General features: G+C 64.6%; 11 protein-coding genes. 8 read left to right on the forward strand and 3 right to left on the reverse strand.

What is annotated here, in order from left to right; all coding sequences use genetic code 11:
- Positions 1-3: 3 nt before the first annotated feature.
- The 4 genes from AC25M7_RS09265 to lpxC all read left to right on the forward strand — a co-directional run bounded on the left by AC25M7_RS09265 (position 4) and on the right by lpxC (position 4,432).
- Positions 4-873, forward strand: coding sequence for a cell division protein FtsQ/DivIB (locus AC25M7_RS09265; protein WP_062364074.1), 870 nt, complete (start codon positions 4-6; stop codon positions 871-873).
- A gap of 14 nt (positions 874-887) precedes the next feature.
- Positions 888-2,156: a cell division protein FtsA gene (gene ftsA / locus AC25M7_RS09270; protein ID WP_028689735.1), complete on the forward strand. Its 1,269-nt coding sequence runs from the start codon at positions 888-890 to the stop codon at positions 2,154-2,156.
- 55 nt (positions 2,157-2,211) lie between these two features.
- Positions 2,212-3,408 (forward strand): cell division protein FtsZ, encoded by a 1,197-nt coding sequence (gene ftsZ, locus AC25M7_RS09275; protein WP_028689734.1) that lies wholly within the window; start codon positions 2,212-2,214, stop codon positions 3,406-3,408.
- Between the two features lie 112 nt (positions 3,409-3,520).
- Entirely contained in the window at positions 3,521-4,432 is a 912-nt protein-coding gene (lpxC, locus tag AC25M7_RS09280; protein WP_028689733.1) for a UDP-3-O-acyl-N-acetylglucosamine deacetylase, read from the forward strand.
- Between the two features lie 127 nt (positions 4,433-4,559).
- Here lpxC and AC25M7_RS09285 read toward each other — a convergent pair whose 3' ends face one another.
- On the reverse strand, positions 4,560-5,015 hold the full coding sequence (locus tag AC25M7_RS09285; protein WP_247284074.1) for a DUF721 domain-containing protein: 456 nt from the start codon (positions 5,013-5,015) through the stop codon (positions 4,560-4,562).
- A 329-nt stretch (positions 5,016-5,344) separates the two neighbouring features.
- Here AC25M7_RS09285 and secA point away from each other — a divergent pair, with 329 nt between their 5' ends.
- The 4 genes from secA (at position 5,345) to AC25M7_RS09305 (ending at position 11,187) form a co-directional block, all read left to right on the forward strand.
- Complete coding sequence (secA, locus tag AC25M7_RS09290; RefSeq protein WP_028689731.1) at positions 5,345-8,080, forward strand: preprotein translocase subunit SecA; 2,736 nt, start codon at positions 5,345-5,347, stop codon at positions 8,078-8,080.
- A gap of 221 nt (positions 8,081-8,301) precedes the next feature.
- Positions 8,302-9,519, forward strand: a complete 1,218-nt coding sequence (gene argJ / locus AC25M7_RS09295; RefSeq protein ID WP_028689730.1) for a bifunctional glutamate N-acetyltransferase/amino-acid acetyltransferase ArgJ — start codon at positions 8,302-8,304, stop codon at positions 9,517-9,519.
- A 94-nt stretch (positions 9,520-9,613) separates the two neighbouring features.
- Complete coding sequence (locus AC25M7_RS09300; RefSeq protein WP_028689729.1) at positions 9,614-10,246, forward strand: glutathione S-transferase family protein; 633 nt, start codon at positions 9,614-9,616, stop codon at positions 10,244-10,246.
- On the forward strand, positions 10,243-11,187 hold the full coding sequence (locus AC25M7_RS09305; protein ID WP_088851481.1) for a Nudix family hydrolase: 945 nt from the start codon (positions 10,243-10,245) through the stop codon (positions 11,185-11,187). Before AC25M7_RS09300 ends, AC25M7_RS09305 begins: the two co-directional genes overlap by 4 nt.
- A 32-nt stretch (positions 11,188-11,219) precedes the next feature.
- On the opposite strand, the gene AC25M7_RS09310 is transcribed toward AC25M7_RS09305, so the two are convergent.
- Positions 11,220-11,786 carry a cob(I)yrinic acid a,c-diamide adenosyltransferase gene (locus tag AC25M7_RS09310; protein ID WP_182322108.1) on the reverse strand — a complete coding sequence of 189 codons (567 nt, stop codon included), beginning with the start codon at positions 11,784-11,786 and terminating at the stop codon, positions 11,220-11,222.
- 1 nt (position 11,787) lies between these two features.
- Positions 11,788-13,815, reverse strand: coding sequence for a sensor histidine kinase (locus AC25M7_RS09315; RefSeq protein WP_028689726.1), 2,028 nt, complete (start codon positions 13,813-13,815; stop codon positions 11,788-11,790).
- Positions 13,816-13,824 lie beyond the last annotated feature (9 nt).

Consider the following 13,824-nt stretch of genomic DNA (forward strand, 5'->3'; position numbering starts at 1 on the left):
GACATGCAAGGCGCGATGATACGTCAGCAGCCCCCCGTGACCGGCCGTAGCAAGCCGGTGCCGCGTGGTGCCAGCCGACTGGTGGCCGACGAGCCCGTATCGGCGCGCCTGCCACGGCCGAGCTTCGGCGGTCTCAAGCGCCTGCTGTGGCCGGTGCTGCTGGTGGCCGCGGGCTTTGGCGCCTACGAGGGCGCCATCCGCCTGATGCCTTACGCCGACCGGCCGATCACCAAGATCGACGTGCAGGGCGACCTCAGCTACATCAGCCAGCAGTCGGTGCAGCAGCGGATCGCCCCCTATGTGGCGGCGAGTTTCTTCACCGTCGACCTGGCGGCGATGCGCGTCGAACTGGAGCAGATGCCCTGGATCGCCCACGCCGAAGTGCGCCGGGTGTGGCCGGACGAGGTGGTGATCCGCCTGGAAGAACAGCTGCCGGTGGCGCGCTGGGGCGACGAGGCCTTGCTCAACAACCAGGGCCAGGCCTTCACACCGCGCGAGCTGGCCAACTACGAGCACCTGCCGCAGCTGTTCGGGCCGCAGCGCGCTCAGCAACAAGTCATGCAGCAGTATCAGGTATTGAGCCAGATGCTGCGCCCCATGGGCTTTTCCATCGCTCGCCTGGAGCTGCGCGAGCGAGGCAGCTGGTTCCTGACCACCGGTGCGGGCAGCGCCGGCGCGGGCGTCGAGCTGCTGCTGGGGCGCGACCATCTGGTGGAGAAGATGCGCCGTTTCATTGCCATTTACGACAAATCGCTTAAAGACCAGATCACCAATATCGCCCGCATCGATCTGCGTTATTCCAACGGACTTGCCGTTGGTTGGCGGGAACCGAATGCACCGACGACGGCCCAACCCGCCGTTGCGAAGAATTAGAGAGAGGCAGGACCATGGCAAACGCGCATAGCGGCAAAATGATCGTCGGGCTGGACATCGGCACTTCCAAGGTGGTGGCGCTGGTGGGTGAGGTCGGCGAGGACGGCACCCTGGAGATCGTCGGGATCGGCACCCATCCGTCCCGCGGTCTGAAGAAGGGCGTGGTGGTGAACATCGAATCGACCGTGCAGTCGATCCAGCGCGCCGTCGAAGAGGCCCAGCTGATGGCCGGCTGCCGCATCCACTCGGCGTTCGTCGGCGTGGCCGGCAACCACATCCGCAGCCTGAACTCCCACGGCATCGTCGCCATCCGCGACCGCGAAGTCAGCACCGCCGACCTCGAGCGCGTGCTCGACGCCGCCCAGGCCGTGGCCATTCCGGCCGACCAGCGGGTGCTGCACACCCTGCCGCAGGACTATGTGATCGACAACCAGGAAGGCGTGCGCGAGCCCCTGGGCATGTCGGGCGTGCGCCTGGAAGCCAAGGTCCATGTGGTCACCTGCGCGGTCAACGCGGCGCAGAACATCGAGAAGTGCGTGCGCCGCTGCGGGCTGGAAATCGACGACATCATCCTCGAGCAGTTGGCCTCGGCCTACTCGGTGCTGACCGACGACGAAAAAGAACTGGGCGTGTGCCTGGTGGATATCGGCGGCGGCACCACCGACATCGCCATCTTCACTGAAGGCGCGATCCGTCACACCGCGGTGATCCCGATCGCGGGCGACCAGGTCACCAACGACATCGCCATGGCCCTGCGCACCCCCACGCAGTACGCCGAGGAAATCAAGATCCGCTACGCCTGCGCCCTGGCCAAGCTGGCCGGCGCTGGCGAGACCATCAAGGTGCCGAGCGTCGGCGACCGCCCGCCGCGCGAGCTGTCGCGCCAGGCCCTGGCCGAAGTGGTGGAGCCGCGTTACGACGAGCTGTTCACCCTGATCCAGGCCGAACTGCGTCGCAGCGGCTTCGAGGACCTGGTGCCAGCCGGCATCGTCCTCACCGGCGGCACCGCGAAGATGGAAGGCGCCGTGGAACTGGCCGAGGAAATCTTCCACATGCCGGTACGCCTGGGCGTGCCGCACAGCGTTCGGGGCCTGAGCGACGTGGTGCGCAACCCGATCTATTCCACCGGCGTGGGCCTGCTCACCTATGGCCTGCAGAAGCAGTCCGAGGACCCGTCCCTGACCGGTATCAGCAACAGCAACAGCAGCAACAACAGCTATGGCGATGAACCGAAGGGCCCTGTGCTTGAACGACTCAAGCGTTGGGTCCAGAGCAACTTCTAAGTTTCAAAGCAGTAGTGGTAGGCGCGACAACTAGAGAACTGTAAGGAGAGGGAAAATGTTCGAGCTCGTAGACAACGTCCCGCAAAGTCCGGTCATCAAGGTGATCGGCGTTGGCGGTGGTGGCGGCAACGCCGTCAACCACATGGTCAAAAGCAACATCGAAGGCGTCGAGTTCATCTGCGCCAACACCGATGCCCAAGCGCTGAAGAACATCGGCGCGCGCACCATCCTGCAACTGGGCACGGGTGTGACCAAGGGCCTGGGTGCCGGCGCCAATCCGGAGGTCGGCCGTCAGGCCGCGCTGGAAGACCGTGAGCGCATCGCCGAAGTGCTGCAAGGCACCAACATGGTGTTCATCACCACCGGCATGGGGGGTGGTACCGGTACCGGCGCGGCGCCGATCATCGCCGAAGTGGCCAAGGAAATGGGCATCCTCACCGTTGCGGTGGTGACCCGTCCGTTCCCGTTCGAGGGCCGCAAGCGCATGCAGATCGCCGACGAAGGCATCCGCATGCTGGCTGAGAGCGTCGACTCGCTGATCACCATCCCCAACGAGAAGCTGCTGACCATCCTGGGCAAGGATGCAAGCCTCTTGTCCGCCTTCGCCAAGGCCGACGACGTGCTGGCCGGTGCCGTTCGCGGTATTTCCGACATCATCAAGCGTCCGGGCATGATCAACGTCGACTTCGCCGACGTGCGCACCGTGATGGGCGAGATGGGCATGGCGATGATGGGTACCGGTTGCGCCAGCGGCCCGAACCGTGCGCGCGAAGCCACCGAGGCGGCGATTCGCAACCCGCTGCTCGAGGACGTCAACCTGCAGGGCGCCCGCGGCATTCTGGTGAACATCACCGCCGGTCCCGACCTGTCGCTGGGCGAGTACTCCGACGTGGGTAGCATCATCGAGGCCTTCGCCTCCGACCACGCGATGGTCAAGGTCGGCACCGTGATCGACCCGGATATGCGCGACGAACTGCACGTGACCGTGGTGGCCACCGGCCTGGGCGCGCGCATCGAGAAGCCGGTCAAGGTGGTCGACAACACCCTGCAGACCGCCCAGCAGGCGTACGAGGCCTCCAATCCGGCCCCGGTTCGCCAGGAGCAGTCGGCGGTCAACTACCGTGACCTGGAGCGTCCGACCGTGATGCGCAACCAGGCCCACGCGGGTGCCGCGGCGGCCGCTAAACTCAACCCACAGGATGATCTGGACTACCTGGATATCCCGGCGTTCCTGCGTCGTCAGGCCGATTGATGGAATTTATCAGGGGTATTAGGGTGATTGGTGTTCAGCAAAGGCCGGGTCTGTTATCATCCCCAGCCTTTGTTGATACCTGTTCGCAATTTGCGCTGAAGCGGCCAATGCCATGATTAGACAACGCACCCTGAAGAATACCATCCGTGCCACAGGTGTCGGCCTGCACTCCGGGGAGAAGGTCTACCTGACCCTCAAGCCTGCGCCTGTCGACACCGGCATCGTCTTCCGTCGCGCCGACCTCGACCCTGTGGTCGAAATCCCGGCGCGCGCGGCCAACGTCGGCGAGACCACCATGTCGACGACGCTGGTCAACGGTGACGTCAAAGTCGATACGGTCGAGCATCTGCTCTCCGCCATGGCGGGCCTGGGCATCGATAACGCCTACGTCGAGCTCTCCGCCTCGGAAGTGCCGATCATGGATGGCAGCGCCGGACCCTTCGTATTCCTGATCCAATCGGCCGGCCTGGAAGAACAGGACGCAGCCAAGAAGTTCATCCGCATCCTGCGCGAAGTGACAGTGGAGGAGGGCGACAAGCGCGCCACTTTCCTGCCTTTCGACGGGTTCAAGGTGAGCTTCGAGATCGACTTCGATCACCCGGTCCTCAAGGGCCAGACCCAGAGCGCGGTCGTCGACTTCTCCAGCACCTCGTTCGTCAAGGAAGTCAGCCGTGCCCGCACGTTCGGCTTCATGCGTGACATCGAGTACCTGCGCAAACACAACCTTGCGCTGGGTGGCAGTGTGGAGAACGCCATCGTGGTCGACGAGACCGGCGTGCTTAACGAAGACGGCCTTCGTTCCGATGACGAATTCGTCAAGCACAAGATCCTCGACGCCATCGGCGACCTTTATCTGCTGGGCAACAGCCTGATCGGCGAGTTCAAGGGCTACAAGTCCGGGCACGCGCTGAACAACCAGCTGTTGCGCAAGCTGATCGCTGAAACCGACGCTTGGGAAGTGGTCACCTTCGAAGATGCCAGCACGGCACCGATCTCGTACATGCGCCCTGTTGCGGCCGTGTAAGTTCGAACACTCTCTCTAGTGATTAAGGCCACCTTCGGGTGGCCTTTTTTATTGGGGTGTCAAAGATGGAGCCCAGAAGCGGGCATGACTCTCGATACGTCCGCTCACGCTATCGCGGGGACGTGTATCAGGCTTTGTCCTGCGCGTGTGCCGCCAGACGCTCCAGCGCCGCGCGCAGCTTCGGGTCGCTGATGCCTTCGGCCGAGCCGCGGATGCTGTCTGCGGCAGATTCCGAAAGCTCAGGCCCGTGACCTTCATGTTTTGCCACCACCAGCGGCGGTTGTACCTTGAACTGGATGCGGCTCAGGTTGGCGAACGCTTCCATGGCTTGCAGCTGGCGTTGCAGGCGCTTTTGCTGGTAGCGCAGACGGGTGGCCCAATGGCCGTCGGTCACCACCAGCAACAATGTCCCTTCCTTCCAGGAGGCCACGTGGCAGTGCTCGCGGGCGGCCGGTTGCAGCTGGCTTTCCAGCAGGCGCTGCAGGTGCTCCAGGCGTTCGGCTTGGTTGAGCAGCAGGCGCAGGGGCCGGGCCTTGCGCAACAGGTCGGCGGGGGGGCGGGCAGGGGTGGGTTTGTAGGCCATGGAGGTCTGCAGAGGGATACAGGATCAACAGTCTACCAGTTGGGCATTCATCGCGGGGAAAGCCCGCTCCCACGCCAGCGTGTGGCGAGCGGTCGCCGGATCTTGATGCAAGTCATTCGCGATACGTTTCATCTTCACGCACCTTGAACTTGCGCAAAAAGCCCCTATGTTAGTCAGGCCCCCTAAAAGCGCTGTGCCAGCATCGTGGAAATCCACCACTTTCCTCACCATCGTTTCCGGGTAGAATGCTCGTTCGCATGCGGCCTCAGGGCTGCACGGGCGACTCACGGGGCCGCCCTCCATCCCTACGTGTGGAAGATCCTGCCGATATGTTTGCGCCTTTGTTAAAAAAACTTTTTGGAAGCAAGAACGAGCGTGAAATCAAACGCATGCTCAAGACGGTGAGCACCGTCAATGCCTTCGAAGAGAAGATGGTGGCCCTCTCCGACGAGCAACTGCGGGGCAAGACCGCAGAGTTCAAGGAACGCCTGGCCAAAGGCGAGACGCTCGACCAGTTGCTGCCCGAAGCCTTCGCCGTGGCCCGCGAGGCCGGCAAGCGCGTAATGGGCATGCGTCACTTCGATGTCCAGCTGATCGGCGGCATGACCTTGCACGAAGGCATGATCGCAGAAATGCGCACCGGTGAAGGCAAGACCTTGGTCGGTACCCTGGCTGTGTACCTCAACGCGCTGTCCGGCAAGGGCGTGCACGTGGTCACCGTCAACGACTACCTGGCTCGCCGCGACGCCAACTGGATGCGTCCGCTGTACGAATTCCTCGGCCTCAACGTCGGCATCGTCTCGGCCTTCCAGCCGCCGGAAGAAAAGCGCGCCGCCTATGCCGCCGACATCACCTACGGCACCAACAACGAATTCGGTTTCGACTACCTGCGCGACAACATGGCGTTCAGCCAGGACGAGAAGTTCCAGCGTGAGCTGAACTTCGCCGTGATCGACGAAGTTGACTCGATCCTCATCGACGAAGCGCGCACCCCGTTGATCATCTCCGGCCAGGCCGAGGACAGCTCCAAGCTGTACATCGAGATCAACCGCCTGATCCCGCGCCTGACTCAGCACATCGAGGAAGTTGAAGGCCAGGTGACCCAAGAGGGCCACTACACCATCGACGAGAAGAGCCGTCAGGTCGAACTGAACGAGGCCGGCCACCAGTTCATCGAGGACATGCTGACCCAGTCCGGCCTGCTGGCCGAGGGCGAGAGCCTGTACTCGGCGCACAACCTGAGCCTGCTGACCCACGTCTACGCCGGCCTGCGCGCGCATAAGCTGTTCCACCGCAACGTCGAGTACATCGTCCAGGAAGGCCAGATCCTCCTGATCGACGAGCACACCGGCCGCACCATGCCGGGCCGCCGCCTGTCCGAAGGCCTGCACCAGGCCATCGAGGCCAAGGAAAACCTGAACATCCAGGCCGAGAGCCAGACCCTGGCCTCGACCACCTTCCAGAACTACTTCCGCCTCTACACCAAGCTGTCCGGCATGACCGGTACCGCCGACACCGAGGCATTCGAGTTCGCCCAGATCTACAACCTCAACGTGATGGTCATCCCACCGAACAAGCCGTTGGCCCGCAAGGACTTCAACGACCTGGTGTACCTGACCGCCGACGAGAAGTACGCCGCGATCATCGCCGACATCAAGGAAAGCATGGCCCACGGCCGTCCGGTCCTGGTCGGTACCGCGACCATCGAAACCTCCGAGCACATGTCCAACCTGCTCAAGAAGGAAGGTATCGACCACAAGGTCCTGAACGCCAAGTACCACGAAAAAGAAGCAGAGATCATCGCGCAAGCCGGTGCTCCGGGTGCACTGACCATCGCCACCAACATGGCCGGCCGTGGTACCGACATCCTGTTGGGCGGCAACTGGGAGGCCGAGGTGGCCGCCCTGGACAACCCGACCGCCGAACAGATCGCCCAGATCAAGGCCGACTGGCAGAAGCGTCACCAGCAGGTGCTGGAAGCCGGTGGCCTGCACGTGATCGCCTCTGAGCGCCACGAGTCGCGCCGTATCGACAACCAGCTGCGTGGCCGTGCCGGCCGTCAGGGCGACGCCGGCTCCAGCCGTTTCTACCTGTCGCTGGAAGACAGCCTGATGCGCATCTTCGCCTCCGACCGGGTGAAGAACTTCATGAAGGCGCTGGGCATGCAGTCCGGTGAGGCCATCGAGCACCGCATGGTGACCAACGCCATCGAGAAGGCGCAGCGCAAGGTCGAAGGCCGCAACTTCGACATCCGCAAGCAGCTGCTCGAATACGACGACGTGGCCAACGAGCAGCGCAAGGTGATCTACCACATGCGCAACAGCCTGCTGGCCGCCGAGAACATCGGTGACACTATCGCCGAGTTCCGCCAGGAAGTGCTCGATGCCACCATCAGCCAGCATATTCCGCCGCAATCGCTGCCCGAGCAGTGGGACGTGGCCGGCCTGGAAGCTTCGCTGGCCAGCGATTTCGCCATCAAGCTGCCGATCCAGCAGTGGCTCGACGAGGACGATCACCTCTACGAGGAGACCCTGCGCGAGCGGCTGATCAAGGAAATCACCGACGCCTACAACGAGAAGGAAGACCAGGCCGGCATCGACGCCCTGCGCACCTTCGAGAAGCAGATCCTGCTGCGCGTGCTGGACGACCTGTGGAAAGACCACCTGTCGACCATGGACCACCTGCGCCACGGTATCCACCTGCGCGGCTATGCGCAGAAGAACCCGAAGCAGGAGTACAAGCGCGAGTCGTTCACCTTGTTCCAGGAGCTGCTGGAGTCGATCAAGCGCGACACCATCCGCGTGCTCTCGCACGTCCAGGTACGCCGCGAAGATCCGGCCGAGGAAGAGGCGCGCCTGCGCCGCGAGGCCGAGGAACTGGCCAGCCGCATGCAGTTCCAGCATGCCGCCGCGCCGGGCCTGGAAGGCGAGCAGCTGGCCGAGGAGGGCGCCGAAGTCGCCGTGGCCTCCGCGCCGGTTCGCAACGACATGAAGCTGGGCCGCAACGAGCCGTGCTGGTGTGGTTCGGGCAAGAAATTCAAGCATTGCCATGGTCAGATCGAGTAATCGATCCTGCGTGACATCCGAGGGGCCGCGTTGCGGCCCTTTCGCGACACAAGGCCGCTCCCACAGGTACTGCGCTCGGCTAAAGAGCAGCGCAGTCTCTGTAGGAGCGGCCTTGTGTCGCGATGGGCTGCGAAGCGGCCCCCGCTCTTCCCTCTGGTAACCGGCCGACATTAAGATCGGCCGACGTCGTCACATCCCTTGTTTTCCATAGGAGCGCTCTAATGGCTGTTGGTCTTGGTCCCCTGCCCACCCTGCACCCGGTTCCCGGTTTCGAACTCGGTATCGCCTCGGCGGGCATCAAGCGCCCAGGGCGCAAGGATGTGGTGGTGATGCGCTGCGCCGAAGGCTCCAGCGTCGCCGGCGTGTTCACCCTCAACGCCTTTTGCGCGGCCCCGGTGATCCTTTCCAAGCAGCGTGTGCAGGGTACCGTGCGTTACCTGCTGACCAACACCGGCAACGCCAACGCCGGCACCGGCGCACCGGGCCTGGCCGCCGCCGAGCGCACCTGCGCCAAGCTGGCGGAGCTTGCCGGTGTTCCTGCTGAGTCCGTGCTGCCGTTTTCCACCGGCGTGATCGGCGAGCCGCTGCCAGTGGAGAAGATCGAAGGCGCGCTGCAGGCCGCCTTGGACAACCTGTCGGAAAACCACTGGGCCGAAGCCGCCACTGGCATCATGACCACCGACACCCTGCCCAAGGGCGCCAGCCGCCAGTTCCAGTACGACGGCAAGACCATCACCGTCACCGGCATCAGCAAGGGCGCGGGCATGATCCGTCCTAACATGGCCACCATGCTCGGCTACATCGCCACCGACGCCAAGGTCGCCCCGGCGGTGCTCAAGGACCTGATACTCGACGGTGCCAACAAGTCGTTCAACCGCATCACCATCGACGGCGACACCTCGACCAATGACTGCTGCATGCTGATCGCCACCGGCAAGGCCGATGTGCCGGAAGTGACCGAGGCCAGCGGCGCACTGTTCGAGGCGCTGAAGAAGGCGGTGTTCGAGGTGTGCATGGAGGTGGCCCAGGCCATTGTCCGCGACGGCGAAGGCGCTACCAAGTTTGTCACCGTGCAGGTCAACGGCGGTGGCAATCACCAGGAGTGCCTGGACGTCGGCTACGCCGTGGCCCACTCGCCGCTGATCAAGACCGCGCTGTTCGCCTCCGATCCCAACTGGGGCCGTATCCTCGCCGCGGTCGGTCGTGCCGGCGTGCCGGCGCTGGATGTGAGCCTGATCGATGTGTACCTGGACAGCGTCTGCATCGCCAGCCAGGGCGGGCGCAGCCCGAGCTACACCGAGGACCAGGGCGCCAAGGTGATGGCCCAGGAGGAAATCACCATCCGCATCGAACTGGGCCGTGGCCAGTGCAGCGAAACAATCTGGACCACCGACCTGTCCCACGAGTACGTGAAGATCAACGCCGAATACCGCACCTGATCCATCACGGGGCAAGCCCGGTCCCACGCAGACTGTCGTGGGAGCGGGCTTGCCCCGCGATTACTGCATACTGTCCGCAACATGGAGCCGAACCATGAGCTATCACCTGATCATCGGCGACAAGCTGTATTCCTCCTGGTCGCTGCGCGGCGCCCTGGCCCTCGAGCTGGCCGGCGTCCCCTACGAAGAAACCCTGGTCAAGCTCAACCAGCCTGACACCCGCCAGCGCCTGCTGGCCTTCTCGGCCACCGCCAAGGTGCCGTTGCTGCAAAGCGAGCATGGCGTCATCGCCGACTCCCTGGCCATCGCCGAATACCTCAACGAACGCCACCCCGAGGCCCGCCTGTGGCCCGAGGACGTTGCCGCCCGCGCCCAGGCCCGTTCGGCCTGCGCGCAGATGCACAGCGGCTTCTTCGCCCTGCGCGGTGCCATGCCATTCGACCTGTCCCGTGACGAAGCACTGGCCGAGATGCCGTTGGACGTGCAGGTCGATATCGACCGCATCGTCGCCCTGTGGAGCGAATGCCGCTTGGTGGCCAAGGAAAACGGCCCGTTCCTGTTCGGCCGCCCGAGCTTGGCCGACGCCTTCTTCGCCCCTGTGGCCGTGCGCTTGCGCACCTACCGTGTCGCGGTGCCGGCCGAAGCGGCTGCCTACATCGAGACCATTTATCAATGGCCAGCCTTCCAAGCCTGGCAAAAAGCTGGCCTGGCGGAGCGTGAAGGGTGAAACGGATTCATGTAGTCGCAGCGGTCATTCGTGGTGCCGACGGGCGGATCCTGATCGCCCGCCGCGCCGATACCCAGCACCAGGGCGGCCTGTGGGAGTTCCCCGGCGGCAAGCTGGAGGAGGGCGAGGGCGTCGAGGCGGCGCTGGCCCGCGAGCTGCGCGAGGAGCTGGGGATCGAGGTCGCGGCTTCGCGGCCGTTGATCAAGGTCAGCCACGACTATCCGGACAAGCAGGTGCTGCTGGATGTGCGTGAAGTGCACGCCTTTACTGGTGAGCCCCACGGCGCCGAAGGCCAGCCCCTGGCCTGGGTGGCGCCGCGTGACCTTGGTCAGTATGAGTTCCCCGAGGCCAACAAGCCGATCGTCGCCGCGGCGCGCCTGCCCGACCAGTATCTGATCACCCCTGACGGTCTGGAAGTGCCAGAGCTGCTCAAGGGCATCCAGAAGGCCGTGGCCAGCGGCATCAGGCTGATCCAGCTGCGCGCGCCGGACATGTACGACCCCAAGTACCGCGATGTAGCGGTGGATGCGGTCGGCCTGTGCGCGGGCAAGGCCCAATTGATGCTCAAGGGGCCGCTGGAGTGGCTGGGCGACTTCCCGTCGGCCGGCTGGCACCTGACCGCCGCGCAGCTTCGCAAGTACGCCGCCAAGGGCCGCCCCTTCCCGAAGGAGCGCTGGCTGGCGGCGTCCTGCCACAGTGCCGAGGAACTGGCGCTGGCCGAGCAGATGGGGGTGGACTTTGTCACCTTGTCGCCGGTGCAGGCGACCCAGACCCATCCCGAGGCGGTGCCGCTGGGGTGGGACGAGGCGCAGCGGCTGATCGGCGGGATCAGCCATCCGGTGTTTCTGCTGGGCGGGGTCGGGCCGGGTGAACGGGAGCGGGCCAGGGAGGTTGGGGCGCAGGGTGTGGCGGGGATCCGGGCGTTTTGGCCTGAGGTCTGAGTAATTGGGGCTGCTGTGCAGCCCCAGCAATCTCAGGCTCCAGGTTTAGGCGCAGGCTGCCACAACACCTCCTCCACACCCTGTCGCCGCCCAATGATCCGGGCCGCGACGAACAACAGGTCCGATACCCGGTTGATATAGGCCAGCCCCACCCCCTCCAGCGGTTCCAGCGCATTCAGTTGCTGGCAACGCCGTTCCGCCGCCCGCGCCGCACTGCGGCAGACATGGGCCTGGGCCACCAGCATCGAGCCCCCAGGCAGGATGAAGTTTTTCAGCGGCCCCAACTCTTCGTTCCAGCGGTCGATGGCCGCCTCCAGGCGCTCCACCTCGGCAATGTTCAACGCCTGGTAGCTGGGCATTGCCAGTTCCCCACCCAGATCGAACAAACGGTGCTGACAAGGCGCCAGTACCTCGATCAGCTCGCCAAGACCGGCCTCGGCCAGCCCGGCCAGCAGCACGCCCAACTGGCTGTTGAGGCTGTCTACCTCGCCGATCGCCTCAATCCGCGGATGGTCCTTGGGCACCCGGCGTCCGTCGCCCAGGCCGGTTTCGCCTTTGTCGCCGGTGCGGGTGTAGATCTTCGACAGGCGGTAGCCCATGTCATGTCTCCGTCTTGGTGGTGGTCGGCTGGGCCGGGTTCAGAGGTAGGCGCAGAGTGAAGCAGGTGCCCTGGCCGGGAGTGGACTGCACCTCCATCTGCCCTTTGTGGTTGTTGGTGATGATGAAGTACGACACCGACAGGCCCAGGCCGGTGCCCTGGCCGATTTCCTTGGTGGTGAAGAACGGCTCGAAGGTGCGCTTGCGCACCGTCTCGGGCATGCCGATGCCATTGTCTTCGACCTGGATCTCCGCCCACGGCGGGTTGAGCCGCGTGCGCAGGGTGATACGCCCCGGCTCGCTGGGCTGTGGGCGCTGGTGGATGGCCTGGGCGGCATTCTTCAGCAGGTTGAGCAGCACTTGTTCCAGTTCGTTGGCGGTGCAGGGCACCGGGCCCAGTTGCGGGTCGAACTGGCGGACGATGGCCTGGCCCTTGAAGTCGAATCCGATGGCCAAGTCGAAGTCGTTGCCGGCGATCTCCACGGCCTGGTCGATCAGCGCCGGCAACTCGCAAGGCGCCAGCTGGCGGTTGCTGCGGCGGCTGAAGCTGAGCATGTGGGTGACGATCTTGGCCGCCCGGGCGCCGGCCTGCTGGATGCCGTCGAGCAGTTGCGGCACTTCGCGGCTCTCCAGGTAACGGTTGACGGCCGTCAGGTCGATGCCCAGTTCGCCGGCCTGCTCCTGGTTGCGCGGCAGGTCTGGCGACAGGCGTCGGCGGATGTTCTGCACATTGTGCAGGATCGCGCCCAGTGGGTTATTGATCTCGTGGGCCATGCCTGCGGCCAGGCCGCCGACCGAGAGCATCTTTTCCGACTGCACCATCATTTCTTCCAGGGACAGGCGCTGGGTGATGTCGTCGATGCGGATCACCACGCCGCGTCCGGCGCCGCCCATCAGTGGGTAGAAGGTCAGGGCGTAGTGGCGCAGGTCCTCGCCCTTTGGCCAGGTAACCCGCTCGATCTTGGCCACCCGGTACTTCTCCACGCTCTCCTTGAGCTGCGGCAGGAAGGGCTTGAGCGGCTCGAAGGCGAGGAACACCGGCTGGTTCAGCGCCTCGTCCAGCGGCGTGCCGGAGAGCACCGTGGCCTCGTGGTTCCACTGGGTGACGTAGAGCTGCTCGTCGAGGGCGATCAGTGCCGAGGGCATGGAGTCGATGATGCTGTTCAGGTAGTTCTGAAAGCCCGTGAGCTTCTTCTCGATCTTGCTGCGCACCTGGACTTCCAGCTCCAGCTTGCGGTTGGTGTGGCGGGTTTCCTCGGCCAGACCCTGGGCCTGGTCGTAGGCGTCCTGGAACTCGTCGCGGGTGCGCTTGAGCTGCTGCTCGCGGGCCTCGATGCGCGAGAGCATGGTGTTGAACGCCTCCGCCAGGCTGCCGATCTCGTCGTCGTTGCCGCGCTGGGCGCGCAGGGCGTAGCTCTCCTCGCGGGTAACCTGGCGGGTCAGCTCTTCGAGGCGATTGATCGGCAGGGTGATCAGGCGCTTGATCTGCCGGGCGATGACCAGCCACAGCAGTATGCTGAACACCAGGATGGCCAGGCTGGCCGATAGCGTGCCGGTGTAGAACGCGGTGGGCAGCTCGCTGCTGGCCACCAGCAGCAGATGCGCGGGTGGGGCGGCGCTGCGCGGCAGGCGGATCAGCTGGGTGCTGCGAAACTCCATGAGGCGCCAGCCGTCGATGTTGCGGTAGCGCTTGGGCAGGGTTAGCGGGTCGCCGTGCTGCAGCTGGGCCAGCATCTGCCCGTCACCGCCATAGATCGCGGCGGCGCGTAGCGGCGAATAGCTGTCGAGCTCCTTGAGCAGCGCCGTGGCGTTCTCTGCCGAATCGCCGGCGCGCGCGGACATCTGCGGGTTGGAGACCAGCTTGCCGATGGTCTGCAGGGCCTGGGGCGCCATGCTTTCCTGGGTGATCCAATAGGCGGCGCTGATGAAGGCGAGGTTGGCCACCAACAGGATGGTCACCAGCAGCACCAGCAGGGCCGCCAGCAATTTCTGCCCGACCGGGAGGTTTTCCAGGCGTTGACGCAGGGTCATGGGTGAGGA

The sequence above is a fragment of the Pseudomonas sp. P106(2024) genome (assembly GCF_057480815.1).